Annotated in this window: 24 protein-coding genes and 1 pseudogene; 17 read left to right on the top strand and 8 right to left on the bottom strand. The window is 73.9% G+C overall.

What is annotated here, in order from left to right; genetic code table 11:
* Positions 1-54: 54 nt before the first annotated feature.
* Positions 55-819 carry an SDR family NAD(P)-dependent oxidoreductase gene (locus M0638_RS03775; protein ID WP_248665625.1) on the bottom strand — a complete coding sequence of 255 codons (765 nt, stop codon included), beginning with the start codon at positions 817-819 and terminating at the stop codon, positions 55-57.
* 10 nt (positions 820-829) lie between these two features.
* Positions 830-2,137: a histidinol dehydrogenase gene (hisD, locus tag M0638_RS03770; RefSeq protein ID WP_248665624.1), complete on the bottom strand. Its 1,308-nt coding sequence runs from the start codon at positions 2,135-2,137 to the stop codon at positions 830-832.
* A 220-nt stretch (positions 2,138-2,357) separates the two neighbouring features.
* Between hisD and M0638_RS03765 the strand changes: the two genes are divergently transcribed.
* Together M0638_RS03765 and M0638_RS03760 are read left to right on the top strand one after the other, a co-directional pair.
* A complete protein-coding gene (locus M0638_RS03765; RefSeq protein ID WP_248665623.1) occupies positions 2,358-3,770 on the top strand; it encodes a serine hydrolase domain-containing protein in 1,413 nt (470 codons plus the stop codon).
* 205 nt (positions 3,771-3,975) lie between these two features.
* The gene (locus M0638_RS03760) at positions 3,976-4,440 is read left to right on the top strand and encodes a septal ring lytic transglycosylase RlpA family protein (RefSeq protein ID WP_248665622.1); all 465 of its coding nucleotides are present in this window, start codon (positions 3,976-3,978) and stop codon (positions 4,438-4,440) included.
* Between the two features lie 22 nt (positions 4,441-4,462).
* Here M0638_RS03760 and M0638_RS03755 read toward each other — a convergent pair.
* Positions 4,463-4,678: pseudogene (locus M0638_RS03755) on the bottom strand (SMP-30/gluconolactonase/LRE family protein); the annotation flags it as partial.
* Positions 4,679-4,852: 174 nt separating this feature from the next.
* Between M0638_RS03755 and M0638_RS03750 the strand changes: the two are divergent.
* From M0638_RS03750 to M0638_RS03710, 9 genes are all read left to right on the top strand, one after another.
* Positions 4,853-6,469 (top strand): L,D-transpeptidase family protein, encoded by a 1,617-nt coding sequence (locus M0638_RS03750; protein ID WP_248665621.1) that lies wholly within the window; start codon positions 4,853-4,855, stop codon positions 6,467-6,469.
* A gap of 2 nt (positions 6,470-6,471) precedes the next feature.
* Complete coding sequence (locus tag M0638_RS03745; protein ID WP_248665620.1) at positions 6,472-7,029, top strand: DUF882 domain-containing protein; 558 nt, start codon at positions 6,472-6,474, stop codon at positions 7,027-7,029.
* 473 nt (positions 7,030-7,502) lie between these two features.
* Positions 7,503-9,128, top strand: coding sequence for an ABC transporter substrate-binding protein (locus M0638_RS03740; RefSeq protein ID WP_248665619.1), 1,626 nt, complete (start codon positions 7,503-7,505; stop codon positions 9,126-9,128).
* A gap of 7 nt (positions 9,129-9,135) precedes the next feature.
* A complete protein-coding gene (locus M0638_RS03735) occupies positions 9,136-10,149 on the top strand; it encodes an ABC transporter permease (RefSeq protein ID WP_248665618.1) in 1,014 nt (337 codons plus the stop codon).
* Positions 10,150-10,171: 22 nt separating this feature from the next.
* On the top strand, positions 10,172-11,062 hold the full coding sequence (locus M0638_RS03730) for an ABC transporter permease (RefSeq protein ID WP_248665617.1): 891 nt from the start codon (positions 10,172-10,174) through the stop codon (positions 11,060-11,062).
* Positions 11,063-11,072: 10 nt separating this feature from the next.
* Entirely contained in the window at positions 11,073-12,239 is a 1,167-nt protein-coding gene (locus M0638_RS03725; RefSeq protein WP_248665616.1) for an ABC transporter ATP-binding protein, read from the top strand.
* Positions 12,236-13,252: an oligopeptide/dipeptide ABC transporter ATP-binding protein gene (locus M0638_RS03720; RefSeq protein WP_248665615.1), complete on the top strand. Its 1,017-nt coding sequence runs from the start codon at positions 12,236-12,238 to the stop codon at positions 13,250-13,252. The genes M0638_RS03725 and M0638_RS03720 overlap by 4 nt, the downstream gene beginning before the upstream one ends.
* A gap of 268 nt (positions 13,253-13,520) precedes the next feature.
* On the top strand, positions 13,521-13,715 hold the full coding sequence (locus M0638_RS03715; protein ID WP_248665614.1) for a DUF4089 domain-containing protein: 195 nt from the start codon (positions 13,521-13,523) through the stop codon (positions 13,713-13,715).
* Positions 13,712-15,106 carry an AtzE family amidohydrolase gene (locus tag M0638_RS03710; RefSeq protein ID WP_248665613.1) on the top strand — a complete coding sequence of 465 codons (1,395 nt, stop codon included), beginning with the start codon at positions 13,712-13,714 and terminating at the stop codon, positions 15,104-15,106. The genes M0638_RS03715 and M0638_RS03710 overlap by 4 nt, the downstream gene beginning before the upstream one ends.
* 142 nt (positions 15,107-15,248) lie before the next feature.
* Here the strand turns inward: M0638_RS03710 and M0638_RS03705 are convergent, their stop codons facing one another.
* From M0638_RS03705 to M0638_RS03695, 3 genes are read right to left on the bottom strand one after another with little or no spacing between them, the layout of a single operon-like run.
* The gene (locus tag M0638_RS03705; protein ID WP_248665612.1) at positions 15,249-16,289 is read right to left on the bottom strand and encodes an enoyl-CoA hydratase/isomerase family protein; all 1,041 of its coding nucleotides are present in this window, start codon (positions 16,287-16,289) and stop codon (positions 15,249-15,251) included.
* Positions 16,290-16,329: 40 nt separating this feature from the next.
* Positions 16,330-16,767, bottom strand: a complete 438-nt coding sequence (locus M0638_RS03700; RefSeq protein ID WP_248665611.1) for a hypothetical protein — start codon at positions 16,765-16,767, stop codon at positions 16,330-16,332.
* Positions 16,768-16,784: 17 nt separating this feature from the next.
* Complete coding sequence (locus M0638_RS03695; RefSeq protein WP_248665610.1) at positions 16,785-17,144, bottom strand: DUF883 family protein; 360 nt, start codon at positions 17,142-17,144, stop codon at positions 16,785-16,787.
* A gap of 436 nt (positions 17,145-17,580) precedes the next feature.
* On the opposite strand from M0638_RS03695, the gene M0638_RS03690 reads away from it, so the two are divergent.
* The 5 genes from M0638_RS03690 (at position 17,581) to obgE (ending at position 21,783) form a co-directional block, all read left to right on the top strand.
* Positions 17,581-18,696 carry an ABC transporter ATP-binding protein gene (locus tag M0638_RS03690; protein ID WP_248665609.1) on the top strand — a complete coding sequence of 372 codons (1,116 nt, stop codon included), beginning with the start codon at positions 17,581-17,583 and terminating at the stop codon, positions 18,694-18,696.
* A gap of 257 nt (positions 18,697-18,953) precedes the next feature.
* Positions 18,954-19,685 carry a superoxide dismutase gene (locus M0638_RS03685; protein ID WP_248665608.1) on the top strand — a complete coding sequence of 244 codons (732 nt, stop codon included), beginning with the start codon at positions 18,954-18,956 and terminating at the stop codon, positions 19,683-19,685.
* Positions 19,686-19,978: 293 nt separating this feature from the next.
* Complete coding sequence (rplU, locus tag M0638_RS03680) at positions 19,979-20,296, top strand: 50S ribosomal protein L21 (protein WP_248665607.1); 318 nt, start codon at positions 19,979-19,981, stop codon at positions 20,294-20,296.
* A 30-nt stretch (positions 20,297-20,326) separates the two neighbouring features.
* On the top strand, positions 20,327-20,596 hold the full coding sequence (gene rpmA, locus M0638_RS03675; protein WP_248665606.1) for a 50S ribosomal protein L27: 270 nt from the start codon (positions 20,327-20,329) through the stop codon (positions 20,594-20,596).
* A gap of 185 nt (positions 20,597-20,781) precedes the next feature.
* Positions 20,782-21,783, top strand: a complete 1,002-nt coding sequence (obgE, locus tag M0638_RS03670; protein ID WP_248665605.1) for a GTPase ObgE — start codon at positions 20,782-20,784, stop codon at positions 21,781-21,783.
* Positions 21,784-22,033: 250 nt separating this feature from the next.
* Here obgE and M0638_RS03665 read toward each other — a convergent pair whose 3' ends face one another.
* On the bottom strand, positions 22,034-23,083 hold the full coding sequence (locus tag M0638_RS03665; RefSeq protein WP_248665604.1) for a glycosyltransferase family 4 protein: 1,050 nt from the start codon (positions 23,081-23,083) through the stop codon (positions 22,034-22,036).
* Between the two features lie 274 nt (positions 23,084-23,357).
* Between M0638_RS03665 and M0638_RS03660 the strand changes: the two genes are divergently transcribed.
* The gene (locus M0638_RS03660; RefSeq protein WP_248665603.1) at positions 23,358-25,202 is read left to right on the top strand and encodes an ABC transporter ATP-binding protein; all 1,845 of its coding nucleotides are present in this window, start codon (positions 23,358-23,360) and stop codon (positions 25,200-25,202) included.
* Positions 25,203-25,305: 103 nt separating this feature from the next.
* On the opposite strand, the gene M0638_RS03655 is transcribed toward M0638_RS03660, so the two are convergent.
* On the bottom strand, positions 25,306-25,887 hold the full coding sequence (locus tag M0638_RS03655; protein ID WP_248665626.1) for a hypothetical protein: 582 nt from the start codon (positions 25,885-25,887) through the stop codon (positions 25,306-25,308).
* Positions 25,888-25,996: the final 109 nt, after the last annotated feature.

Raw genomic sequence — 25,996 nt, 5'->3', positions numbered from 1 at the left:
CCCGGCGCGTCCGGCCCTCCCGCCCGCCCTCCCGCTTCCGGGCCGCCCCGGGGCTCAGCCGGCGGTCCAGCCGCCATCGGCCATCAGGGCGGCGCCGGTGGTCAGCGCGGCCGCGTCGCCGGCCAGGAACACCACGGCGCCCATCAGGTCCTCCACCTGGCCGAGCCGGCCGAGGCGGATCATGCCGAGCACGTCGCGCAGGAAGGCCTCGTTCTCGAAGAAGGGCTTCGTCAGTGGCGTCTCGACGAAGGTGGGGCAGAGCGTGTTGACGCGGATGCCGCGCGGGCCGAGTTCCACCGCCATCGCCTTGGTCAGCCCCTCCATCGCCGCCTTGGAGGCGCAGTAGACGGTGCGGTTGGCGGCGCCGACATGCCCCATCTGCGAGGAGACGTTGATGATGGAGCCGGCGATTCCCGCCGCCGCCATGCGCCGCGCGACCGCCTGCGCGACGAAGAAGGCGGCGCGCAGGTTCAGCCCCATGATCGCGTCGTAGTCCGCCTCCGGCACGTCGAGGAAGGGCTTCGGGCGGTTGGTGCCGGCGTTGTTGACGAGGATGTGGAAGGGCTCGGCGGCGTCGATCGCGGCGCGTGCGGCGTGCGTGTCCGTCACGTCGAGGGCGAGCGGCTCGGCGCGGCCGCCGGCGGCGCGGATCGCCTCGGCGGCGGAAGCGACCTCCCCGCCGCTGCGCGCGGCGAGGGTGACGTGGGCGCCGGCCTCGGCCAGCGCCGCCGCGGCGGCGAGGCCGATGCCGCGCCCGGCGCCGGTGACGAGCGCGCGGCGCCCGTCGAGCCGGAAGGACGGGGTGCGGGGCAGGTTCATCCGGCGGGACTCATTCCGCCGCCTGGCCGTAGGGAACGTTGCGGCCGCCGTAGCGGCGGACGCGCAGGTTCGCCTGCTCGGCGTGGCCGACGAAGCCCTCCAGCATGCAGAGCCGCGAGCAGTACTCGCCGATCATGGCCGAGGCCGCGTCGGTCAGCACGCGCTGGTAGGTGCAGGTCTTGAGGAACTTGCCGACCCAGAGCCCGCCCGTGTAGCGCGCCGCCTTCCTGGTCGGCAGGGTGTGGTTGGTGCCGATCACCTTGTCGCCGTAGGAGACGTTGGTGCGCGGGCCGAGGAACAGCGCGCCGTAATTGGTCATGTGGTTCAGGAACCAGTCGGGGTCGCGCGTCATCACCTGGACGTGCTCGGAGGCGATGGCGTCGGCCTCGCGCACCATCTCCTCGTCGGAATCGCAGAGGATCACCGCGCCGTACTCCGCCCAGGCCTGCCGCGCGATGGCGGCGGTGGGGAGGATGCCGAGCAGGCGCTCCACCTCGGCCATGGTCTCGCGCGCGAGCTTCTCCGAGGTGGTGAGCAGGATGGCGGGGGAGTTCGGCCCGTGCTCGGCCTGGCCGAGCAGGTCGGTCGCGCAGATCTCGGCGTCCACGCTGTCGTCGGCGATCACCAGCGTCTCGGTGGGGCCGGCGAAGAGGTCGATGCCGACGCGCCCGAAGAGCTGGCGCTTGGCCTCGGCGACGTAGGCGTTGCCGGGACCGACCAGCATGTCCACCGGCAGCAGGCTCTCCGTGCCGAGCGCCATGGCGCCGACCGCCTGGATGCCGCCGAGGCAGTAGATCTCGTCGGCGCCGGCGAGGTGCTGGGCGGCGACGATGGCCGGCGCCGGCCTTCCCTCGAAGGGCGGGGCGCAGGTGACGATGCGCCGGCAGCCCGCGACCTTCGCCGTGATGACCGACATGTGCGCCGAGGCGAGCAGCGGGTACTTGCCGCCCGGCACGTAGCAGCCGACGGCGTCGACCGGGATGTTGCGGTGCCCGAGCACCACGCCCGGCAGCGTCTCCACCTCGATGTCGCGGATCGCTTCGCGCTGCGCCTGGGCGAAGTTGCGCACCTGCTCCTGCGCGAAGCGGATGTCGTCGAGGGCGCGGGCGGGCAGCTCGGCGAGGCAGTCGCGGATCTCGCGGTCGGTGAGGCGGTAGTCGGCGCGGTCCCACTTGTCGAAGCGGACGGAAAGCTCGCGCACCGCCGCGTCGCCGCGCGCGGCGATGTCGGCCAGGATGCCCTCGACCGTGGCGCGCACCCTGGCATCGTCGGCCGCCGCGGCGTCGGCGTCGCGGCCGGTCTTGAGGTAGCGGGCCATGCGGTCCTCCCCGTTCGCGCCGCCGGCCGGCAGCGGCCCGGCGGCGGTTGCATTCGTATGCAAGACTGGCCGCGGCCTCGGTGCCTGTCAACGACGGCCAATGCCCGCCCACGCTTCCCGCGGGCGGGGCGCGGGCATGGCGGCGTCCATGCCGGCATGGCACCCTTCCCGCGACGGCACGGCCGAACCCGCGGCCGGCCACCGGGGAACGCCGACTCTCATGGACCGACGCAGCCTGCTCGCCCTGTCCGCCTCGCTCGCCGCAGGCCTGTCGCCGCCGCGCCCGACCCTGGCGCAGCAGCCGCGGCCGGCCACGCCCGGCGTCACGCCGCTGCCGGCCGGCCCGCCGCTGCCGGTCGCGCAGCCCGGGGAGGTCGGGCTCAGCGCCGAGCGGCTGGCCCGCATCCGCCCGGTCTTCGAGGCCGAGGTGGCGGCCGGCCGGCTGCCCGGCGCGGTGATCCAGATCGCGCGCAAGGGCCGGCTGGCCTATTCCGAGACGATCGGCTTCCGCGACCGGCGGAACGAGGCGCCGATGACGCCGGACACGGTGTTCCGCCTCTACTCCATGACCAAGCCGCTCGCCGTGGTGGCGGCGCTGATCCTGGTGGAGGAAGGCCGGATCGGCATCGGGGATCCGGTCGCCCGCTACCTGCCCGGCTTCGACCGGCTGCAGGTCAGCGTGCCGCGCGGCGGCGGCGACGCGGGCGCCGGAGCGGCCCCTGGGGCGGGCCCCGGGGCGGGCCCCGGGACGGGCTACGACATGGTGCCGGTGACGCCCGGCCGGCCGATGCTGGTCTACGACCTGTTCCGGCACACATCGGGCCTCGTCTACGGCGAGCTGACGCAGAACGCCCCGGTGCGCGAGGCCTACACGCGCGGCCGGCTCTTCCTGCCCGGCGAGCGCGACTACGACAGCCGCAATCTGAGCCCGCAGGAATTCGTCCAGGCCATGGCCGCGGCGCCGCTCGCGCGCCAGCCGGGCACCACCTGGGAGTACAGCCTGTCGATCGACGTGCTCGGCCGCGTCGTGGAGGCGGCCTCCGGCACGCGGCTGGAGGACTTCCTGGAGCAGCGCCTGTTCCGCCCGCTGCGCATGACCGATGCCGGCTTCTCGCTGCGCGGCAACCAGGGCGAGCGGCTGGCGCTGCACAGCGGCGTCGACCCCATGCTGAACAACCAGCCGGTGACGATGATCGACGTCTCCCGCCCGCCCGGCAACGCCTCGGGCGGCGCGGGCGGGCTCGCCACCGCGGGCGACTACCTGCGCTTCGCGCAGATGCTGGCCAATGGCGGCCAGCTCGACGGCACCCGCATCCTGTCGCCGGCGACGGTGCGGCTGATGGCCTCGGACCAGATCGCCGGCCTGGCGCAGCCTCTCTCGCCCGGCGCGCTGCTGCTCGGCTCGCCGGGCTTCGGCTTCGGCTTCGGCGTCTCGGTCCGGCTGGCCGATGGCGGCGCGCTGGTGCCGGGCTACCAGGGGCAGTTCATGTGGGCGGGCTGGAGCGGCACCTACTTCTGGGTGGACCCGCGGGCGGAGCTGGTCGCCGTGATGATGACCGCGGCCCCCAGCGTCGGGAGCGCGGCGAACCGCCGGCTGATGATGCAGCTCGCCTACGGCGCCCTGGAGAGCTGAGACCGTCCGCCGGTCCCGGCCCGCCCGGGCCGGCGCCGCGCGGAGCCGGCGGCGTGGCCGCGTGGCGGGGGCGGACTCCGCTGGCCGGCGAGGAACCCGCCGGCGGGGCGGGCCTCGCCCGCTCACCGCCTGTTCATCGGGGACGCCCCCTTGCAGGCTGCCGACAGGGGATGAGCCGGTCCGGCCCGCTTCCCAGATGACGGGGATGCAGTCGCCCCGCACCCGCCGATACCTCGGCACCCTCACCGCGGCCACCCTGCTTCTCGGCGCCGCCACCGCCTCGGCCAGACCGCCGCAGCATCGTGGCCGCGCCCATCACGGGCCCGCCCAGCCCGCCGCCCACCACGGGGCCGGCCATCACGGCGCCCATGTGCAGCAGGGCACGGCGAGCGTGTACAGCGCGCGCCTGCACGGGCGCCGGATGGCGAACGGGCGACCCTTCGACCAGTGGGCGCCGACCGTCGCCAGCCGCACCCTGCCGCTCGGCACCCGCATCCTCGTCCGCAACCGCTCGAACGGGCGCGCCGTCGCCGCCACGGTGACGGATCGCGGCCCGTTCGGCCATGGCGGCCGGGTGGTGGACATCAGCCCCGGCATGGCCAGCCGGCTCGGCATGTCCCGCAACGGGCTGGCCCCGGTGGAGGTGATCGTGCTCGGCAGCAGCGAGTAGGCGGAAGCCGGCCCGCGCGGCGTCAGCCGCCGGCCACGCCCCGCGTGTTCACGTACACCGCGTAGAGCGACCTGCTCGCCGCCATGAACAGCCGGTTGCGGTGGCGGCCGCCGAAGCAGAGGTTGGCGAGCCTCGTGCCGTCCTCCACCACGTCGAAGGCGCGGATGACGCGCGGGTCGGCCGCCGCCTCGACCACGTAGGGCAGCTTCTCGTCGGGCGAGAAGGCCAGCCCGTTGGGCGATCCGCTCCGGGTCGCGGTGCGTCATTCCCCGCGGGGCCCGCCTGCTCCCCGCGCCGGCGCCGAAGCCGCCGTCACCCGGATGCCCCACCCCCCATCGTTCCGCCCGCATCGGCGCGCTTCGTCTGGCAGCGCCCCTGGCAGCGCCCAGAGTGATTGGTTAAGAAACCGGCCGTGCGCCCGCTCCTCTCCTCCCGTCGCCGCTTCCTCGGGCTGGCCGCCGGCCTCGGCCTTCCCGCCAGCCAAGCCGTGGCCGAGCCGCGCGCCGTGCCCGCCGCCGATGGCCGTGCCGCGGGCCCCGCCGCCACGCCGGAGGCGGCGCAGCGCCTGCTCGCGCGGCTGCAACGGCTGGAGGAGGACGGGCTCGACCCGCTCGCCTACGACCTGCCGCCGCCCAGCCTCCAGCACGCCAGCCCGGAGGCGTTCCGCCAGCGCCTGCGCGCCGCCGCGGCCGCCGCGCTGGACGACCTGCTGCACGGCCGGGTGCGCGAGGCGCCGCCCGGCCGCGCCGACCTGGCCCGCAGCGCCGGCGCCCTGCCGCTCGCGCCCTGGCTCGCCGAGCTGAACGCGGCCGCCGACCCGGCCGCCGTGATCGACCGCGCCGCGCTGCTGCCGCCGGGCGCCGCGGCGATCCGCAACGAGATGGCGCGGCTGCGCGCCCGCGCCGCCGCCGCCGCCACGCTGCCGACCGTGCCCACCGGCCCGACCCTGGAGCCCGGCACCGAGGAGCCGGTCCGCATCCCCGCCCTGCGCGCCCGGCTCGCCGCCGAGGACCCGGTGCTCGCCGCCGCCCCCGATGGGGGCCCGCTTTACGACGCGGCGCTGGAGGAGTCGGTGCGGCGCTTCCAGGCGACCGAGGGGCTGGAGGCGGATGGCCGAGTCGGCGCCATCACCGTGGCGGCGCTGAACCGCTCCTACGGCGCGCGGATCCGCCAATTGCGCGTGGCGCTCGACATGCGGCGCAACGCGGCCGCGCCGCCGGCCGGCCGCCGCGTCGAGGTCAACATCCCCGACTTCCGCGCGCAGGTGATCGAGAACGGCCGCGTGCTGTTCGACATGGCGGTGATCGTCGGCCGGCCCACCCGGCAGACGCCCACCATGCGCACCACGCTGACGGCGGCGGTGTTCAACCCGCAATGGGGCGTGCCGGTGCGGCTCGCGCGCGAGGACCTGCTGCCGCGCTTCCGGCGCGACCCGCGCGGCATGCAGGAGCGCGGCTTCCGCGTCTACGCCAACGTCGACGGCGAGGCGCGGCAGGTCGACGCCACCACGATCAACTGGGGCCGCGTCGATCCGGCGAGCTTCCCCTACACGATCCGCCAAGCGGCGGGCGACGACAACGCGCTGGGGCGGCTCAAGCTCGTGATGCCGAACAACCAGGACATCTACATGCACGACACGCCCGAGCGCGCCCTGTTCGCGCGGGCGGACCGCGCCTTCTCCTCCGGCTGCATCCGCATGGAGCAGCCCTTCGAGATGCTGAACTTCGTGCTCGCGGGCACGCCGGGCTGGTCGGCGCAACGGGGCCAGCAGGTGCTGGCCTCGCGCGCCACCACCTCGATCAGCGCCGCCTACGCCATGCCGGTGCGGCTGCACTACACGACGGTGGTGGTCGAGGGGGGCCGCGTCGCGCGCATCCGGCCGGACCTCTACGGGCTGGACGAGGCCTATGCCCGGCTGCTCGACGCGCCGCGCGACGGGTCGCGCTCCCGGCCGATGGCCGGCCCGCCGCCGGCCACGGCAACCCCGCCGCTGCGCACCGCCGCGGTGGCGCAGGGCGCGGGGCGCTGAAGGTGCCGGCCGACTGCCCCTGCTGCGCCGGCGAGGCCCTGCCGGGCCGTCGCCGCCTGTTGCTCGGCGCGCTCGCCTGCGTCGCCTTCCCCGGCGTCGCGGCCCAGGCGGCGGCGCAGCCGGAGCGGCGTCTGCACATCCTGCGGGTGCAGACCGGCGACCGCTTCGGCGGCGTCTACTGGCGCGACGGCTGCTACGACCGCGACGCGCTGCGCCGGCTGGACTGGGTGATGCGCGATCCGCGGCAGGCCGAGGCGACGCCGATGGATCCGCGCCTGTTCGACGTGCTGAACGCCGTGGCGCTGCGGCTGGACGCCGGCGGTCCGTTCCACATCAACAGCGGCTACCGCGCCCCCGCCACCAACGCGCTGTACGCCCGGCGTTCCTCCCGCGTCTCGCAGATCAGCCTGCACATGTCCGGCATGGCGGCCGATCTGAGCCTGCCAGGACGCGACCCGGTGGCGGTGGCGCGGGTCGCCGCCGCGATGCAGGTGGGCGGGGTCGGCCTGTACCGCGAGGGCTTCGTGCATCTGGACTGCGGCCCGGCCCGGCGCTGGTAGCGCCGCCCGCCGCTCCGCCCCCTCGGACACCACCTGCCGGGCACTCCCGCCGGGCACCGCTCCTGCCGGCCTGTCGCCTGCCCCGGACCGGTCTGCCACCGGCGCGGCCGCCCCTGCCGACCCTCGCCGCCGAGCCGCACCGCCTGGCCCCTGCCGCGGCACCCTGCCGACGGTCCGGGCGGGCCGGGCGCGCACCGCCGCGCCGATGACGGGCGCGCCCGCCTTCCCGCCGGCGGTCGGCGGGAGGCCCGCCCGGCCCCTGGGGTGGAACGAGGGAGCGTCGCACGATTGCACGCCATATGGTCAGATTGCATGCAGGATGCGCTGGACGGGGGAGGCGCCCCTTCCCGCCGCCTCCCGGCCGCGGTCGGCATCCCGTCTGCTGGGGAGATGGCACACCGCTTGCTGACCGTAGCCCCGCGCGAGCGTGCCGACCTGCCATCCGGCTCGCGCCGCAGGCCCGAGGAGCACCCATGCAGCGCCGGGATTTCCTGACCACCCTCCCCGCCGGCCTCGCCGCCGCCGGCGCCGGTCTCGCCATGCCCGCCATCTGGTCGCCCGCCCGCGCGCAGTCGCGGCAGGAGACGCTGCTGATCGTCTCGGAGAGCGGACCGAACAACCTCGACGTGATGGGCGTCGGCACCACCGTGCCGGGCTACGAGGTCTCCTGGAACTGCTACGACCGGCTGATCAGCCACGAGATGAAGACGCTGCCGGACGGCACGCCCTACTACGACCGCGACCGCTTCAGGCCCGAATTGGCCGAGGACATGTCGGTGGGCGACATGTCCGTGACGTTCAGGCTGCGCCGCGACGCCACCTTCCACGACGGCGCCCCCGTCACCGCGCGCGACGTGAAGTGGAGCTTCGACCGCGCCGTGACGGTGGGCGGCTTCCCGACCTTCCAGATGAAGGCGGGCAGCCTGGAGAAGCCCGAGCAGTTCGTGGTGGTGGACGACCACACCTTCCGCGTGGACTTCATCCGCAAGGACCGGCTGACCATCCCGGACCTCGCCGTGGTGGTGCCCTGCGTGATGAATTCCGAGCTGCTGAAGAAGCGCGCGACGCCGGCCGACCCCTGGGCGCTCGACTACGCCAAGCAGAACACGGCCGGCGGCGGCGCCTACCGCGTCACCCGCTGGACGCCGGGCAGCGAGGTGGTGTTCGAGCGCTTCGACAACTGGAAGAGCGGCCCGCTGCCCAAGGTGCGGCGCGTGATCTGGCGCATGGTCCCCTCCTCCGGCAACCGCCGCGCGCTGCTGGAGCGGGGCGACGCCGACATCTCCTACGACCTGCCCAACAAGGATTTCTCCGAGATGCGCGGCGCGGGGAAGCTGACGATCACCTCGGTGCCCTACAGCAACGGCCTCCAGTATCTCGGCATGAACGTGAAGAAGGCGCCGTTCGACAACCTCAAGGTGCGCCAGGCCGTCGCCTACGCCGTTCCGTACCAGAAGATCATGGACGCGGTGCTGTACGGACTCGGCAAGCCGATGTTCGGCGCCCCGGCCGACGCGCCCACCACCGTCTCCTGGCCGCAGCCGACGAAGTACGTCACCGACCTCGCCCGCGCGAAGCAGCTCCTGACCGAGGCCGGCTATCCGGACGGGTTCGAGGTGCCGATGTCCTTCGACCTCGGATTCTCCCAGGTGAACGAGCCGCTCTGCACGCTGGTGCAGGAGAACCTGGCGCAGATCGGCATCCGCACCACGCTGAACAAGATCCCCGGCGCCAACTGGCGCACCGAGCTGAACAAGAAGGAGATGCCGCTCTTCACCAACGTCTTCTCCGGCTGGCTCGACTATCCGGAGTACTTCTTCTTCTGGTGCTACCACGGGCAGAATTCCGTGTTCAACACGATGAGCTACCAGTCGCCCGGGATGGACCGGCTGATCGACGGCGCCCGCGCCGCCGCGGCGGCCGGCGACACGGAGAGCTACGACCGGGACGTGCGCGGCTTCGTCGATCTCGCCTTCTCCGACATTCCCCGCATCCCGCTCTACCAGCCCTACAGCAACGTCGCGATGCAGAAGAACATCTCCGGCTACCAGTACTGGTTCCACCGCCGCCTCGACTACCGCGCCTTCAGCAAGGCCTGACGCCACCATGGGCGCGATGATCCTGCGGCGCCTCGCCGTCGCCGTGTTCAGCCTGATCGGCGTCGTGGTCATCACCTTCGCCCTGACGCGGGTGCTGCCGGGCGACACCGCCGCCTACTTCGCCGGTCCCGCCGCGAGCCGCGAGGCGATCGAGCAGCTCCGCCACTCGCTCGGCCTCGACAAGCCGGCGGCCGAGCAGTTCGCCGACTACGTGGCGGCGCTGGCGCGGGGCGATCTCGGCAATTCGCTGACCACCGGCCAGCCGGTGCTGAGCGACCTGCTCTCGCGCCTGCCCGCCTCGGCCGAGCTGACGCTGCTCGGCCTGCTGGTCTCGCTCGCCATCGCCATCCCCTTCGGCATCCTGGCGGCGGTGAAGCCGGGATCGTTCGTCGACCATGCCTGCCGCCTCGTCACCACGGCCGGCGTCTCGCTGCCGGTGTTCTTCACCGGGCTGCTGCTGGTCTACGTGTTCTACTTCATCCTGGGCTGGGCGCCGGCGCCGCTCGGACGGCTCGACGTGTTCCTCTCGGCGCCGCCCACCGTCACCGGCTTCTTCCTGATCGACAGCGCGCTGGCCGGCGACTGGGAGACCTTCCGCGGCGCCCTCTCGCAGCTCGTCCTGCCGGTGCTGACGCTGGCGATCTTCGCCCTCGCCCCGATCGCGCGCATGACGCGCGCCGCCATGCTCGCCGTGCTGACCTCGGACTTCGTGCGCACCGCGCGGGCGAGCGGCCTCACGCCCTGGTCGGTGCTGATCACCTACGCCTTCCGCAACGCGCTGCTGCCGGTGGTCACCACGCTCGGCATGGTGTTCTCCTTCCTGCTCGGCGCCAACGTGCTGGTGGAGAAGGTGTTCGCCTGGCCGGGCATCGGCTCCTACGCCATCGAGGCGCTGATCGCCTCGGACTTCGCCCCGGTGCAGGGCTTCGTTCTGGCCATGGCGGTGATGTACGTGCTGCTGAACCTGCTGATCGACGTGCTCCAGGGCCTGATCGACCCGCGCGCGAGGACCGCGACGTGAGCCCGCGCACCGGAGGTGCGACATGAGCGCGAGCACGGCACCCGCCCCCGCGCCCGCCTCTCCCCCGGGCAGCACGCTGCTCGGGCACGCCCGCTACGTGGTGGCGGAGAATCCCGTCACCGGCCTCGCCTTCGGCATGGCGATCCTGCTCGTGGTCGCCGCGCTGTTCGGCCAGTGGATCGCGCCCTACGACCCGCTGGCCAGCGACACCGCCGCAGCACTTCAGGGGCCTTCCGCCGCGCACTGGTTCGGCACCGACCAGCTCGGCCGCGACATCCTCAGCCGCGTGCTGGTCGCCACCTCGCTGGACCTGCGCATCGCCGTGTTCTCGGTGGCGCTGGTCTTCGCGCTGGGCGGGCTGGCCGGCCTCGCCGCCGGCTATTTCGGCGGCTGGGTGGACATGGTGGTGGGCAGGCTTGCCGACGTCATCATGGCCTTCCCGCTCTTCGTGCTGGCGATGGGCATCGTGGCGGCGCTCGGCAACACCGTCACCAACATCGTCATCGCGACGGCGATCATCAACTTCCCGCTCTACGCGCGCATCGCCCGCGCCGAGACGCGCCAGCGCGCCGAGGCGGGATTCGTCGAGGCGGCGCGGCTCTGCGGCCACGGCAACCTCTCGATCCTGCTGACTCAGCTCCTGCCCAACATCATGCCGATCATGGTGGTGCAGATGTCGCTCACCATGGGCTACGCCATCCTCAACGCCGCCGGACTCTCCTTCATCGGCCTCGGCGTGCGGCCGCCGACGCCGGAATGGGGGATCATGGTGGCGGAAGGCGCCTCCTTCATCGTCTCGGGCGAATGGTGGATCGCGCTGTTCCCCGGCCTCGCGCTGATGTTCGCCGTGTTCTGCTTCAACCTGCTCGGCGACGGGCTGCGCGACGTGATCGACCCCCGGAAGCGCACATGAGGAAGCGGACATGAGCGAACGCCCGCCCCGCGCCGATCCCGCCGTGCCGCCGCAGCTCACCCCCGCCGGCGGCCCCGCCGCCGACCTGGCGGTGGAACCCGGCGAGGCGCCGCCGCTCGACACGGCCCCCACGCCGCCCGGCACCGCGCCCAACCTGCTCGATTCCCTCCCCCCCGGCCCGATCCCGCCCGCCGCCGCCTTCAGCGCCGCGCAGGCCGAGCCCTGCCTCGCGGTGCGCGACCTCGCCGTCTCCTTCCGCACGCGTGGCGGCACGGTGAAGGCGCTGGAGCAGGTCGGCTTCACCGTCGGGCGCGGCGAGATCGTGGCGCTGGTGGGCGAGTCCGGCTCGGGGAAATCCGTCACCGCCTACGCGCTGATGGGCATCCTCGATGCGGCCGGCGAGGTCACCGCCGGCACCGCGCAATTCGGCGGCACCGACCTGCTGCACGCCCCCGAGCGCACGCTGCGCGGCATACGCGGCCGTGACATCTCGATGATCTTCCAGAACCCCCGCACGGCGCTGAACCCGATCCGCCCGGTGGGCAAGCAGATCGCCGACGTGCTGATCCGCCACGGCGGCGCCGGCCGGCGCGAGGCCCCCGCCGCCGCCATCGAGATGCTGCGCCGCGTCCGCATCACCGACCCGGAGCGGCGTGCCCGCGCCTATCCCTACGAGATGTCGGGCGGCATGTGCCAGCGCGTGATGATCGCGATCGCGCTGGCCTGCCGGCCGAAGCTGCTGATCGCCGACGAGCCCACCACCGGCATCGACGTCACCACCCAGGCCGTCATCATGGACCTGCTGACTGGCCTCGCGCGCGAATCCGGCGTCTCGGCGCTGGTCATCACGCACGACCTCGCCCTCGCCTCGGAATACTGCGACCGCGTGGTGGTGATGCATGCCGGGCACGTCGTCGAGGACGCGCCGGTGCGCGACCTCTTCGCGCATCCCCGCCACCCCTATACGGCGCGCCTGCTCGCCGCGACCCCCACCGGCCACGCCTCCCTGGCCGACCTTGCCTCCATCCCCGGCAGCCTGCCGGACCTGCGCCGGCCGGACCTGCCCGCCTGCCGCTACATCGGCCGCTGCGACCGCGCGCTGGATTCCTGCCAGGTCTCGCTCCAGCGCCGCGAGATCGCCCCCTCCCACCTCGTGGCCTGCAACAACCCGCTATGAGCGAAACCCTTCCCTTGCTCGACGTGGCCGAGCTTTCCCGCCAGTTCACCGTGCGCGGCACCACCGGCGGGCTGCTCGCGCGGCTGCGCGGCGGCGCCGCGGCGGCGCCGAAGCTGCACGCGGTGGACGATGTCAGCTTCACCATCGGGCGCGGCGAGACGGTCGGCCTGGTCGGCGAATCCGGCTGCGGCAAGTCGACGCTGGTGCGCGTCCTGACCCGGCTGCTCGACCCGACCTCCGGCTCGATCCGCCTCGGTTCGCAGGACCTCACCCACCTGCCCGCCCGCCGCTTCGCCCGCCGCCCCGAACGCGCCCGCATCCAGATGGTGTTCCAGGATGCGGGCGAGAGCGTGAACCCGCGCTACACCGCCTTCGACGCCATCGCCGACCCGCTGCGACGCCTCCGCCGCCTGCGCGGCGCCGCGCTGCGCTCCCGCGTCGAGACGGTCGCCACGCAGTGCGGCCTGCCGCTCGCCCTGCTGCCGCGCTTCCCGCACCAGCTCTCCGGCGGCCAGCGCGCCCGCGTCGGCATCGCCCGCGCCATCGCGGTGGAACCCGAGCTGCTGGTGCTGGACGAGCCCACGGCCGCGCTCGACGTCTCGGTGCAGGTGGTGGTGCTGCACCTGCTGGCGCGGCTGAAGCAGGAGCTCGGCATGAGCTACCTGTTCGTCAGCCACGACCTCAACGTGGTGCGCCTGCTCTGCGACCGCGTGCTGGTGATGTATCTCGGCCGCATCGTCGAGGAAGGCCCGGCCGGAGCGGTGTTCGCCAACCCGCGCCACCCCTACACGCGCGCGCTGGTGGAGGCGATCCCGCAGATCGGCGCGGAGGGCGCCCCCGAACGCATCCGGCTCGGCGGCGAGCCGCGCTCGCCCATCGACCCGGACCCGAATGTCTGCCGCTTCTACGGCCGCTGCCCGCGGGGCTTCGCGCGCTGCGCCGAGCAGATGCCGCCGCTGCACGAGGTGGGGCCACGCCACCGCGCGGCGTGCCATCTCGTGGAAGGCGGGTAGCGGCGGCACCATCCGATTTCGGGGCTCCGCCCCGGACCCCGCCAGGGAAGGCTTTGCCTTCCCTGGACCCATCCACCAGGAACCTCAGGTTCCTGGACCTCCGCTGGCGTTGGGCCCCGCAGTTGCAGCGCGCGAGGCCGGGAATCGAACGGGGGATCCAAGGGGGCTTCGCCCCTTGGCGGAGGGGTCCAGGGGAGGCAGCGCCTCCCCAGGCGGGGCGAAGCCCCGTTCCCGCGCAGCGGGAAACCGACCACCCAGGAGTCCGCCCATGCCCGCCGACCCGCCTCCTTTCGACCCCGCCGCCTATGTCGATGCCGCCGCCGCCCTGCTCGGCCTGGAAGTCCGGCCCGAGTGGCGCGAGGGCGTCGTCGCCAACCTCCAGGCCACCGCCGCCGCCGCCCGGCTGATGCTGGAATTCCCGCTCCCCGACGAGCTGGACGCCGCCCCGGTGTTCCGCGCATGACCGATCCCGCCACCGCCACGGCGACGGAGATCGCCGCCGCCGTCTGCGCCGGCCGCCTGACCGCGCGCGAGTCGGTGGATGCCGCCCTGGCCCGCATCGCCGCCATCGGCCCGCGCGTGAACGCCTTCACCGACGTCACCGCCGAGCGCGCCCGCCGCAACGCCGACCGGCTCGACGCCGCCCTGGCGCGCGGCGAACCGGCCGGCCCGCTCGCCGGCGTGCCCTTCGCGGTGAAGAACCTGATCGACGTCGCCGGCCTGCCGACGCGGGCGGGCTCGCTCATCAACCGTGAAAATCCGCCGGCGGAGCAGGACGCCACGCTGGTCCGGCGGCTGGAGGCGGCCGGCGCCATCCTGGTCGGCGCGCTCAACATGGGCGAGTACGCCTACGACTTCACCGGCGAGAACGTCCACGACGGCAATTCGCACAACCCGCACGCCCTGGGGCACATGACCGGCGGCTCCTCCGGCGGTTCCGGCGCGGCGGTGGCGGCGGGGCTGGTGCCGATCGCGCTGGGCTCGGACACCAACGGCTCGATCCGCGTGCCCTCGGCGCTGTGCGGGCTGTTCGGGCTGAAGCCGACCTACGGGCGGCTGTCCCGCGCCGGCTCCTTCCCCTTCGTGGGTTCGCTCGACCATCTCGGGCCGATGGCGCGCGGCGTGTCGGACCTCGCCCTGTCCTACGACGCGATGCAGGGCGAGGACCCGGACGACCCGGTGCAGGCGCCGCGGCCGGTGGAACCGGTGGCGCAGGACCTCGACCTCGGCACGGACGACCTGCGAATCGCCGTCGCCGGCGGCCATTTCGCGCGCCACGGCGATGCCGACTGTTTCGCGGCGGTCGCGCGCGTGGCCCGGGCGCTGGGCGCGGAACGGCGCGTGGAGTTCCCCGAGGCCGCCCGTGCCCGCGCCGCCGCCTACGTCATCAGCGCGACGGAGGGCGCCTCGCTGCACCTCGAACGGCTGCGCGCGCGGCCGCAGGATTTCGACCCGGCGACGCGCGACCGGCTGCTTGCCGGCGCGATGATCCCGGCCGCCTGGGTGACTCGGGCGCAGCGCTTCCGCCGCTGGTACCGGGAGCAGGTGCTGGCGCTGTTCGAGTCGGTGGACGTCATCCTCGCCCCGGCCACCCCCTGCCGCGCCCCGCGCGAGGGGCAGGCGACCTTCGTGCTGGACGGGGCGACGCTGCCGGTGCGCGCCAATCTCGGCGTCTTCACCCAGCCCATCTCCTTCGTCGGCCTGCCGGTGGCGGCGGTGCCGGTCTGGCTGGATGACGGCCTGCCGCTCGGCGTGCAGGTGATCGCCCCGCCCTGGCGCGAGGATCTGGCGCTGCGCGTGGCGCGCCGGCTGGAGCGCGAGGGGGTGGCGAAGGCGCCGGTGGCGGCCCTGTAGCGCATTTTCAGGCTGGGTATACTCACCCAGCGCCTCGGAAAATGCGAAAAATCAAAAGGCTGGCGCCGTTCCGGCCTGATACGGTCAGGCCGGAACGGCGCCAGCCGGGACGCCAGGGCCGGCGCGACCGCCGGCCCCGCCTCTACGCCTCGGGCGGGAACAGCTCCAGCACCGAGGCCCGGTCCATCGCCTCGATCGTGGGCGGGGTCCATTGCGGCCGGTTGTCCTTGTCCACCAGCACCGCCCGCACGCCCTCGATGAAGTCCGGGGTGCGCGTCACCGTGCGGGTCAGCGCGAGCTCCATGGCGAGGCAGCCGGCGAGGTCCATCCCGGCGCCCCGGCGCAGCAGCTCCCGGGTCACGAACAGCGAGGTGGGCGACATGCGGCGCAGGATGTCGATCTGCGCCCGCGCCCACTCGCTGTCCTCGTGCTCCAGCGCGTCGAGGATGGCGGGCACGGTGGGGGCCCCGAAGCAGCGGTCGATCGCCGGCAGCGCGTCGGCGAAGCTCGGCGGCGGCGGGGACTCGGCGAAGGCCCCGATCGCATCGGGGCCTTCGCGCAGCAGCGCCTCGCGCAGCGCCGGCAGCTTCCCGCGCGGCACGTAGTGGGTGGCGAGGCCGGCCGACACCGCCTCCGCCCCCGCCAGCCGCGCACCGGTCATCGCCAGCCAGTTGCCCAGCGCGCCGGGCGCGCCCTCCGGCGTCGCGCGCAGGCGCGGCAGCACGTGGCTGGTGCCGACATCGGGGAACAGCGCGATCGCCGTCTCGGGCATGGCGAGCAGCGCGTGCTCGGTGACGACGCGGTGGCTGCCATGCACGGAGACGCCGATGCCGCCGCCCATGCAGACGCCGTCGATCAGGGAGATCCAGGGCTTGCCGAAATCCGCGATGCCGGCATTCACGCCGTACTCGCCGGCGAAGAAGGCCTCGATCCCGGCCGTGTCGCCGTCCAGCGAGAGCTGGCGGATGCGGCGCACGTCGCCGCCGGCGCAGAAGGCGCGTCCGCCGGCGCCCTCCAGCAGCACGAAGCGTATCGAGGGATCGTCCCGCCACGCCGCGATCGCCGCCGCGAAGGCGTCGATCATCGACTGGTCGAGCGCGTTCAGCGCGCGGGGGCGGTTCATGAGCAGCAGGCCGGCCGCACCCTCGCGGCTGGCCTGCAACGTCGTCTCGGTCTCGCTCATCCGGCTCGTCCCCCCTCGTCGGAGGGGGCACCCTGCCGGTTCAGCGGCGCGCGAGCAACCCGACCACGGCGGCGGTGAGGGCGGCGCCGAGCAGGCCCTTCTTGGCACTCTGGCTGCGCAGCAGAGGCGCCACCATCAGCGCGCGACCGGCCGTGTCGGTGAGCTGCCGCACCGCGTTGTCGCGCACCAGCTGCGCCTCATGCTCCACCGGATCGTGCCGCTCGCGGCTCGCCAGCCAGCCGAGCAGGCCGGCCAGCACGAGGTCCACGGCGGCGATGATGATCGCCGACAGCACCGGTCCCTGGCCCGGCGCCAGCGCCGCGAAGGCGGCGAGGTGGAGCATGATCAGCAGCAGCACCGCGAAGACCACGGCGCCGATGCCGTAGCCAACCTGGAAGGCATAGCCGCGGCCGACCCGCTTCAGCCGCAGCGTCTCCGCCTGCGCGGCGAGGCTGACCAGGCGGAATGGTCGGAACATGCCGGGCCCGCCTTCGTTCAGCTACGCGGATAGACGTAGGTGTTGCCGCCCATCAGCCGGCCGAGCAGGTAGCCCGCCGCCGCCGCGATGCCCACGGCGAGCAGCGGCCGCTCCCGCACCGTCTCGGAAAGGCTTTCCGCCTGTTCCTCGACGGCTTCCTTGGCGCGGCGCCCGTAGCCCTCCATGGTGTCGGCGGCGCCGGCCAGGGCCGGGGTGACCCGCTCGTCCATCAGCCGCTCGACCTGGGCGCGCAGGCGCGCCAGCTCGTCCTGGGCGGTCTCGTGGACATGCGAGGCGGCGCTCTTCGCGTCCTCCTTGAGGTTGCGCAGATCCTGCTTCGCGTTGTCGGCGTCGTTCTGGATATCGTTGACGGCCATGGCTTGCGCTCCTTGCTGCCCGGAAACGTTGGCGGGAGAACGTCGCCGGGCCGTCGGAAGTTTCGATGCGACCTTCGCAGTTTCATCGGCTTTTGGCGAGGCAGGGGCATCGCCCATGGGAAGCCGCCCCGGGGCGGAGCACACGAAGACGTGAGGTCGGCACGGAGGCCCGCTTCACGGCCGCCACGGTGCGCGCGGATGGCCGGGGCATCTTCCAGCCGGGCGTCCCCACCCGGCGGCCCTGGAAAATGCGTGAGGACAGGGTCACAGGGTCGGAGCGGTTCCGGCCCGACGCCATCGGGTCGGAACCGCACCAGCGTCGGGCCGCCGGCGGAAGGGCGACCGCCGCGCCGGCCCGGCCCCGGCGGGTCGCCGCGCCTCCGGGTGCGGCCGATCCGAGACGGGCGGCAGGGAACGGGGAGGACGAGGAGGGTCGATGACGGCGACGCTGCTGCGCTTCGAGGGGGTGGACAAGTCCTGGGCGGACGGTACGCCGGTCCTGCAGGGGCTCGATCTCGCGGTGCCGGAAGGCGAGGCGACGGTGCTGCTCGGCCCGGGCGGTTCCGGCAAGGCCATGGCACTGGCCCTGGCGGCCGGGCTGCACGCGCCCGACTCCGGCCGCATCCTGCTGCGCGACCGGGACCTCGCCGGCCTGCCGCCGGAACGGCGCGGCACCGTGCTGGTCTCGCCCGCCCAGGACCGCTTCCCGGCGGGCCTCGTGCCGGAGCGCGGCGGCGGCCTCTGGCGCTGGCGCCGCACCGGGCCGGGGCCGCGCGGCGGGCCCGGTCAGGGGAGTGCCCAGGGGGGTGCCCAAGGGGCCACGCTGACGGCCCTGCTCGACCGGCTGGACCGGGACGGCCTCGCCTTCCTGGCGCGCGGCCTCGCCGCCCCTGCCGGCGTTCCCCCGGTCCTGCTGCTCGACGAACCCTTCGAAGGGCTCGACCCCGCTGCCCGCCTTGGCCTGCGCCTCTCGCTGCGCACGGTGCAGCGCCGGCTCGGCCTGACCCTGCTGCACGCGACGCGCGATCCCTACGAGGCGATGCTGCTGGCCGACCGGCTCGCGGTGCTGGATGGCGGGGTGCTGCAGCAGGTCGGCACGCCGCGCCAGGTCTACGAACGGCCGGCCACGGCGCGCGCGGCGCGGGCGCTCGGCGAGGTGAACCTGCTGCCCGGCGTGGTGCTGTCGGCCGAGGACGGCGAGTGCCGGGTCCTGCTCGATGCCGGCCCGACCGTGGAGGCGCGCCAGGCCGACGTGGCCGGCGCCGGCACGCGCTGCGTCGTGGCGCTGCGGCCGGAGCGCGTGGTGGTCGCCCCGGTGGAGGCGGAGATGCTGGGCGAGGGCGCCCTGCCCGCCCGGCTGCTGGAGACGGTGTTCCTGGGCGACCACGTCCGCCTTCGCCTCGCGCTGGGCGAGGGCGGCGCGCGACGCGCGGGCGAGCTGCTGGTCACCCGCCCCGCGACCGGCGGCGCCCTGCCGCAGCCCGGCGGCCCCGCCGCGGTGGCGCTTCCCGTGGCGCACTGCCACGTCTGCCGCCCGCCCGACGCGGCCTGATACCCGTGGCGGCGGTTCGCCCAGGCCCGCATCCGGGACGCCGACCCGGCCGCCGCAGTGGCCGCGGCGGTGGCCGCATTGGCCGCGGCGGTGGCTGACGCGGTGAAGGATCATCGGCAACGCAGCCGGTCACTCGCGGCGCCGTGATGGCACGGCAATGCCCGTCGCGGGGTTATGGGCGTGCCGGGCCCGCTTCTCCCTTGCGGCCGCCCTGACATCCTCCGACCATTGCCGGAACGATCGAGGAAGGATCCGCCATGCAAAAGCTGCAACGACGCGCCCTGCTGCTGAGCGGCGCCGGCCTGGCCGCAGGCGCGCTGTTCGCCGCGCCGCGCCGTGCCGCGGCCCAGGCTCAAACCGCCGGACCCTTCACCCTGCCGCCGCTGCCCTACGCTGCGAATGCCAACGAGCCGCATATCGACGCGCAGACCATGGAGCTGCACCACGGCAAGCACCACGCCGCCTATGTCGCCAACCTCAACAACGCGCTGAAGGACCACGGCCAGCTCGCCGCCCTGCCGCTGGAGGAGCTGCTGGCGAAGCTGCGCGAGGTGCCGGACTCGATCCGCACCACGGTGCGCAACAACGCCGGCGGCCATGCCAACCACAGCATGTTCTGGCCGGTGATGGGCGGCCGCGGCGGCGCGCCCTCGGGCGAGCTGGCGGCGGCGATCGACCGCGACCTCGGCGGGCTCGACAAGTTCAAGGCCGACTTCAACCGCACCGGCGCCGGCGTGTTCGGCTCGGGCTGGGTGTTCGTGACGGTGGACCGCGAGGGCAAGCTGGCGCTGACCGCGCGGCCGAACCAGGACACGCCGCTGATGGAGGGCCACCGCGTCCTGTTCGGCAACGACGTCTGGGAGCACGCCTACTACCTGAAGTACCAGAACCGCCGGCCGGAGTACCTCGCCGCCTGGTGGAACGTGGTGAACTGGCAGAAGGTGGCCGAGCGGTACGCCCAGGCGAAGGCGGGCACGCTGAAGGTCTGAGAGGCCGGGCCGACGGGTGTGGCGGGTACCGTTGCCGGTCCCGCGCCGGCGCTCCGGCCTGGGCTCCGGTGCGGGCCATCGTGCCTCGGTGTGGCACTTAGTGGCTCGATGTTGACCGCGCCTGCCGCACTCGGTATAGACCCCGCCTCCCTGGCGGCACCCCGTGTCGCCGGCGGCCTTTCGTGGCCGCGAGAACCACCGGAATCGATCGGGGTCGGGTGCCCGGCGGCCTGCCAAGGCGGCCTCCGGGGGCGCGGCGCCCCGCCAGAAGAGCATACACAGGGCGCAGTGCCATGACCTTTGCCGTGATCCGCACCGGCGGAAAGCAGTACCGCGTGACGCCGAACGGCGTGCTCACGGTCGAGAAGCTGGAGGCGGAGGCCGGGTCCACCGTGACCTTCCACGACGTGCTGGCCCTCGGCGGCGAGGCCGGCCTGACCGTCGGCGCCCCGACCGTCCCCGGCGCCTCCGTCACCGCCACGGTGCTGGAGCAGAAGCGCGGCGAGAAGGTCATCATCTTCAAGAAGCGCCGCCGGCAGAACAGCCGCCGCAAGAACGGCCACCGCCAGCACCTGACCGTGCTGCGCGTGGCCGAGATCGTGGCGGCCTGAGCGGCGCGCGAGAGCTAAGGAGCAAGTAGGATGGCACACAAGAAAGCCGGCGGCTCCTCCCGGAACGGCCGCGATTCCGCCGGCAAGCGCCTCGGCGTGAAGAAGTACGGTGGCGAGGTGGTCCGGGCCGGCAACATCCTGGTGACCCAGCGCGGCACCAAGATGATGGCGGGCCGCAACGTCAGCGTCAGCCGCGACCACTCGCTGCACGCGACCGTGGACGGCCACGTGAAGTTCGAGCGCAAGGCCGAGGGCCGGGTGCACGTCTCCGTGGAGCCGGTGGCGCTCGCCGCCGAGTGACGCAAGCCCCGCCGAGCCACCGGCGGGCGACAGGTTGACGCCGCCGGGGCGACCCGGCGTGCCGTGCTGAACGGGGGCGCCCTGCCGGGTCCGCCCCCTTCGCGTTTTCGGGCGCCGCCGCTGCCGGCCGTCCCGCCCCCGGGACCGATTTCCGCGCCGGGGCCCCTCCCCTGGACCGCGACACCATGAAGTTCCTCGACGAAGCCAAGATCTGGGTGAAGGCCGGCGACGGCGGCGACGGCGTGGTCGCCTTCCGACGCGAGAAGTACATCGAGTTCGGCGGCCCCGACGGCGGCAACGGCGGCAAGGGCGGCGACGTGATCGTGGAGGCGGTGGACGGCCTCAACACGCTGATCGACTACCGCTACGCCCAGCACTTCAAGGCCCGCAAGGGCGGCAACGGCGCGGGCTCGGACCGCACCGGCGCCGCCAGCGACGACGTGGTGCTGAAGGTGCCGATCGGCACCCAGATCCTGGCCGAGGACCGCGAGACCCTGCTCGCCGACCTCGACACGCCGGGGGCGCGCGCCGTGATCTGCCGCGGCGGCGACGGCGGCCGGGGCAACGCCGCCTTCAAGACCAGCACCAACCGCGCCCCGCGCCGCGCCGACAAGGGCTGGCCGGGCGAGGAGCGCTGGATCTGGCTGCGTCTGAAGCTGATCGCCGATGCCGGGCTGGTCGGGCTGCCGAACGCGGGCAAGTCCACCTTCCTCTCGGTGGTCAGCGCGGCGCGGCCGAAGATCGCGGACTACCCCTTCACCACGCTGCACCCGCAGCTCGGCGTGGTGCGCCTCTCGCACAGCGAGGAGTTCGTGATCGCCGACATCCCCGGCCTGATCGAGGGCGCGCACGAGGGCGCCGGCCTCGGCGACCGCTTCCTCGGCCATGTCGAGCGCTGCGCCGTGCTGCTGCACCTGGTGGACGGCTCGCAGGCGGACCCGGCCGCCGCCTACCGCACCGTGCGGGCCGAGCTGGAGGGCTACGGCCACGGGCTGGCGGAGAAGCCCGAGATCGTCGGCCTCAACAAGGTGGACGCGATGACGCCGCAGGCGAAGGCGAGCCGGCTGAAGGCGCTGGAACGCGCTTCCGGAAAGCGGGTGATGCTGCTGTCGGGGGCGACCGGCGAGGGCGTGCCGGAAGTGCTGCGGGCGCTGGCCGATACGATCGCGGCGAACCGGGAGGCGTAGTTACCGGGCGCCGGGGCATTTTCGGGGCGCTGCCCCGGACCCCGGCAGGGAGGCGCTGCCTCCCTGCACCCTCCGCCAAGGGGCGAAGCCCCCTTGGATCCCCCGTTTCGATGGAGACGTCCGAGGTGTTTCGACACCCGGGACCAAACGAAGAGAGGTCCAGGAGGGCCTCGCCCTCCTGGCTGATGGGGTCCGGGGAAGGCAGGGCCTCCCCCGGGGGGCGGATGGGGTCCGGGGAAGGCCGGCGCCCTCAGACCGCCAGCAGTCGCGGCCGCGACACCGCCCCGAGCGTCCGGTACAGGTCGAGGTAGTCGCGCGCCATGCGCTCGGCGGTGAAGCGTTCCTCGAAGCGGCGCCGCACGGATTCGCGTGACAGGGCGCCCACCTTGCGCACGGCGGCCACCGCCGCCGCCTCGCTCTCCACGATGAAGCCGGTGCGGCCCTCCTCGATCACTTCGGGCACCGAGCCGTGGTTCCAGGCGATCACCGGCGTGCCGCAGGCCATCGCCTCGATCATCACCAGGCCGAAGGGCTCGGGCCAGTCGATCGGCATCAGCAGGGCATGGGCGCGGGAGAGGAAGTCGGGCTTCTCCGCGTCCGAGATCTCGCCGATGTACTCGACATGCGGCAGGCCCATCAGCGGCGCGATCTCGGCCTCGTAGTAGGCGCGGTCGGCGGCGTCGATCTTGGCCGCGACGCGCAGCTTCATCCCGGCCTGCTGGGCGATGCGGATGGCGCGGTCGAGGCGCTTCTCCGGGGCGATGCGGCCGATGAAGGCCAGGCAGTCCGGCTCGACCGGCCGCGGGGTCAGCAGGTTCTCCGGGATGCCGTGCAGCACCGTGCCCAGCCAGTTGGCCTGGGGCAGCGGGCCGCGCTGGCTGTCCGAGATCGAGACCACCGGGGCCGTGGAGAAGGTGTCGAACACCGGCTGCAATTCGGGCAGGTCCAGCCGCCCGTGCAGCGTGGTCAGCCAGGGGGTGCGCTGGCGGCCGAGCAGGGAGAAAGGCAGGTAGTCGAGGTGGCAGTGGATCAGGTCGAACTCGCCCGCCCGCCGCGCCACCCGCTCCACCATGGCGACGTGCAGCGAGGTCCGGTCGCAGACCGTGGGGTCGGTACGGAGCGAGCGCGGCCACATCGGCTCCAGCGTGGCGTCGGTGACGCTGTCGCCGCTGGCGAACAGGGTCACGTCGTGCCCGAGCGCGACCAGCGCCTCGGTCAGGAACGAGACGATCCGCTCCGTGCCGCCGTACTGGCGTGGCGGGACCGCCTCGAACAGCGGCGCGATCTGCGCGATACGCATGCGTCCTCGTCTCCTGTCTGGGCGAAGGCGGTTTTCTCCCGGTCGTGCGGCTTTGTTGAGATGACGCTGCCTTAGTCCTGCCAGTTTCCTGCTGGCTAATACGTGACGCAGGCGGTCGCCGGCGGCGCCTTCGTGCCCGTCGCCCGGCACCGCCGGCGGTCGGGCGATTGCGGCCGGAAAAAGGCGGGAACCGCCGGGCCGGGATCGGTTTCTGCCTGCATCCAGAACATCGCCGGCACACGAAACGCCTGAACGGGAAAAGCAGGAGTCCTGCATGCCCTTCGACAGCGCTCGCGTCCTTCACGTCATCGCCCCGCGCCAGCCGGCGGAGGATCTGCTGCGCTTCGCCCACCGGCCGCTCGGCTTCCTGCTGCACATGGTGCGCAGCCGGTGGCTGGCGCACGCGGTGGTGCTGCTCTCGGTGCTGGCGGCGGTGGGCTGCTCGGTGGGGTCGCAGTACGCGGTCAAGACGCTGATCGACACGCTCGCCCCGGGGCCGGAGGCGGCCACCGGCGTCTGGTGGGCGATGGGCCTGCTGGCCTTCGTGATCGCGGCCGACAACCTGCTCTGGCGCGTCGGTGGCTGGGTCGCCACCGGCGCCTTCACCGGGGTGGCGCGGGACGTGCGCTCGGTGCTGTTCCGCCACCTCTCGGGCCACCTGCCCTCCTATTTCGCCGACCGCTCGCCGGGCGTGCTGGCCAGCCGGGTCAGCGCCGCCGCGAACGGCAGCTGGACCATCCTCTCCACCTTCACCTGGAACGCGCTGCCGCCGACGGTCGCCGTGACCTTCGCCATCGCCCTGCTGGCCGGGGTGGACGCCTGGATGGCGCTGACCCTGATCGCGATCGCGGGCGGCCTCGCCCTGCTGCTCACCCGCCTCGCCGCGAAGGGCAAGCCGCTGCACCAGGACTACGCCCGCGAGGCCGCCTCGGTGGACGGCGAGATGGTGGACGTGGTCTCCAACATCGGCCTGGTCCGCGCCTTCGGCGCCACCTTCCGCGAGCAGCGCCGCTTCGACGGGCTGGCCGGGCGCGAGGCCGCCAGCCGCCGCGCCTCGCTTCGCTACCTCGAGAAGCTGCGCCTGCTGCACGCCGTGGTGACGGCGGCGCTGACCGCCGGACTGCTGGTCTGGGCGCTGCTGCTCTGGCAGGCCGGCCGCGCCAGCACCGGCGACATCGTGATGATCGTGGCGCTCGGCTTCACCATCCTGCACGGCACGCGCGACCTCGCCGTGGCGCTGGTCGACATCACCCAGCACCTCGCCCGCCTCTCCGAGGGGCTGGAGAGCCTGCTGGTGCCGCACGAGCTGCCGGACGCGCCGGGCGCCCAGCCGCTGCGCCAGGGCGGCGGCGCCGTCGCCTTCCGCGGCGTCCGCTTCTCCTACGGCGAGGGCGCGCCGGTGCTGCGCGGCCTCGACCTCGAGATCCGCGCCGGCGAGCGGGTCGGGCTGGTCGGCCAGTCCGGCGCCGGCAAGTCCACCGTGCTGGCCCTGCTCCAGCGCTTCGCCGCGCCGCAATCGGGCGACGTGCTGCTGGACGGGCAGGACATCAACGAGGTGACGCAGCGTTCCCTGGCCGAGACGATCGCCGTGGTGCCGCAGGACACCTCGCTGCTGCAGCGCTCGATCCTGGAGAACATCCGCTACGGCCGCCCCGACGCCACCGACGCCGAGGTGATCGCCGCCGCCGAGGCCGCGAATTGCCGCGAGTTCATCGAGAAGCTGCCGGAAGGCTTCGCCACCCAGGCGGGCGGGCGCGGCGTGAAGCTCTCGGGCGGCCAGCGCCAGCGCATCGCCATCGCCCGCGCCCTGCTGCGCGACGCGCCGATCCTGCTGCTGGACGAGGCGACCAGCGCGCTGGACAGCGAATCCGAGGCGCTGGTGCAGGGCGCGCTGGACCGGCTGATGCGCGGCCGCACCGTGATCGCCGTGGCGCACCGACTCGCCACGCTGCGCAACTTCGACCGCATCGTGGTGATGCGCGAGGGCCGCGTGATCGACGACGGCGCCCCGGCGGCGCTCGCCGCCCGCCCCGGCCCGTTCCGCGAGCTGCTGCAGAAGCAGTCCGGCCCGGCCCATGCCGTGCCGGCGGCCGAGGAGCGGATCGCCGAGGCGGCCTGAGGCCGGGACCTCCTGCCCGGCCGAGCGGCGGCGCGGGTTCGGCCCGCTTCCGGCTGTCAGGCCGGCGCCGGGCCCCGGCGTGTCGGCGGCGGTCCGGCGTCGTTCAGCGCGCCCCGGATGCGCTCCTCTCGTCCCTGATCGCGTTGGCCAGCGCCATCACCGGCAGGCCGAGATCGACGGCGGCCAGGTCGTCGATGAGCATGACCATGGCGCCGGCCGCCCCGTCCGACTCGGAGCGCGCCAGCAGGTCCGCCTGGACCGCCCTGCCCGGCACCAGCGGCGCATGTCCCACCGCGCCGGCCGCCGGACCGGCGAGCGGCACGGCGAGGCGCGCCGCCATGCGCATCTCCTCCTCCGCCCCCGCTTCCGCCGCCAGGGCGCTGACGGCCGCCTCGCAGGCCGGCCGCAGGGCTTCGCGGACCGGCAGGAACTCCTCCCGCAGCTCCATCGCCCGTGCCAGCGCGGCGACGCAGCCGATCAGGAAGCGTTGCCGGATCAGGCTCCAGTCGATGGGCGGCCCGCCCATCCGGAGATCGGCGAGCAGCAGCGCCGCGAGCGCGGTCGCCTCCCGCCCGGGAAGGGGAGCCCGCCTTCCGTCGAGGAGCCAGAGCAGCCGGTCGAGCGCCGCCTGCATCCAGGCGGGCAGGTCGGCGGCGGCATCGTCGGTCTCGAGCGAGGCGTCCATCTTCCCTCCGCCTGTCCCCCGGACCCGACCGCGCGGACCGGCAGCGATCCTGCACGCGCGTGCCGGCCGCCCTATCCGGATCGGGGCCGGCCGGGGCGGCATCCGCCCG

Origin of the sequence: Roseomonas acroporae (assembly GCF_023223525.1) — a bacterium.
GTDB classification, from domain to species: domain Bacteria; phylum Pseudomonadota; class Alphaproteobacteria; order Acetobacterales; family Acetobacteraceae; genus Roseomonas_E; species Roseomonas_E acroporae.
This window is presented reverse-complemented; position numbering and strand designations above follow the sequence as displayed.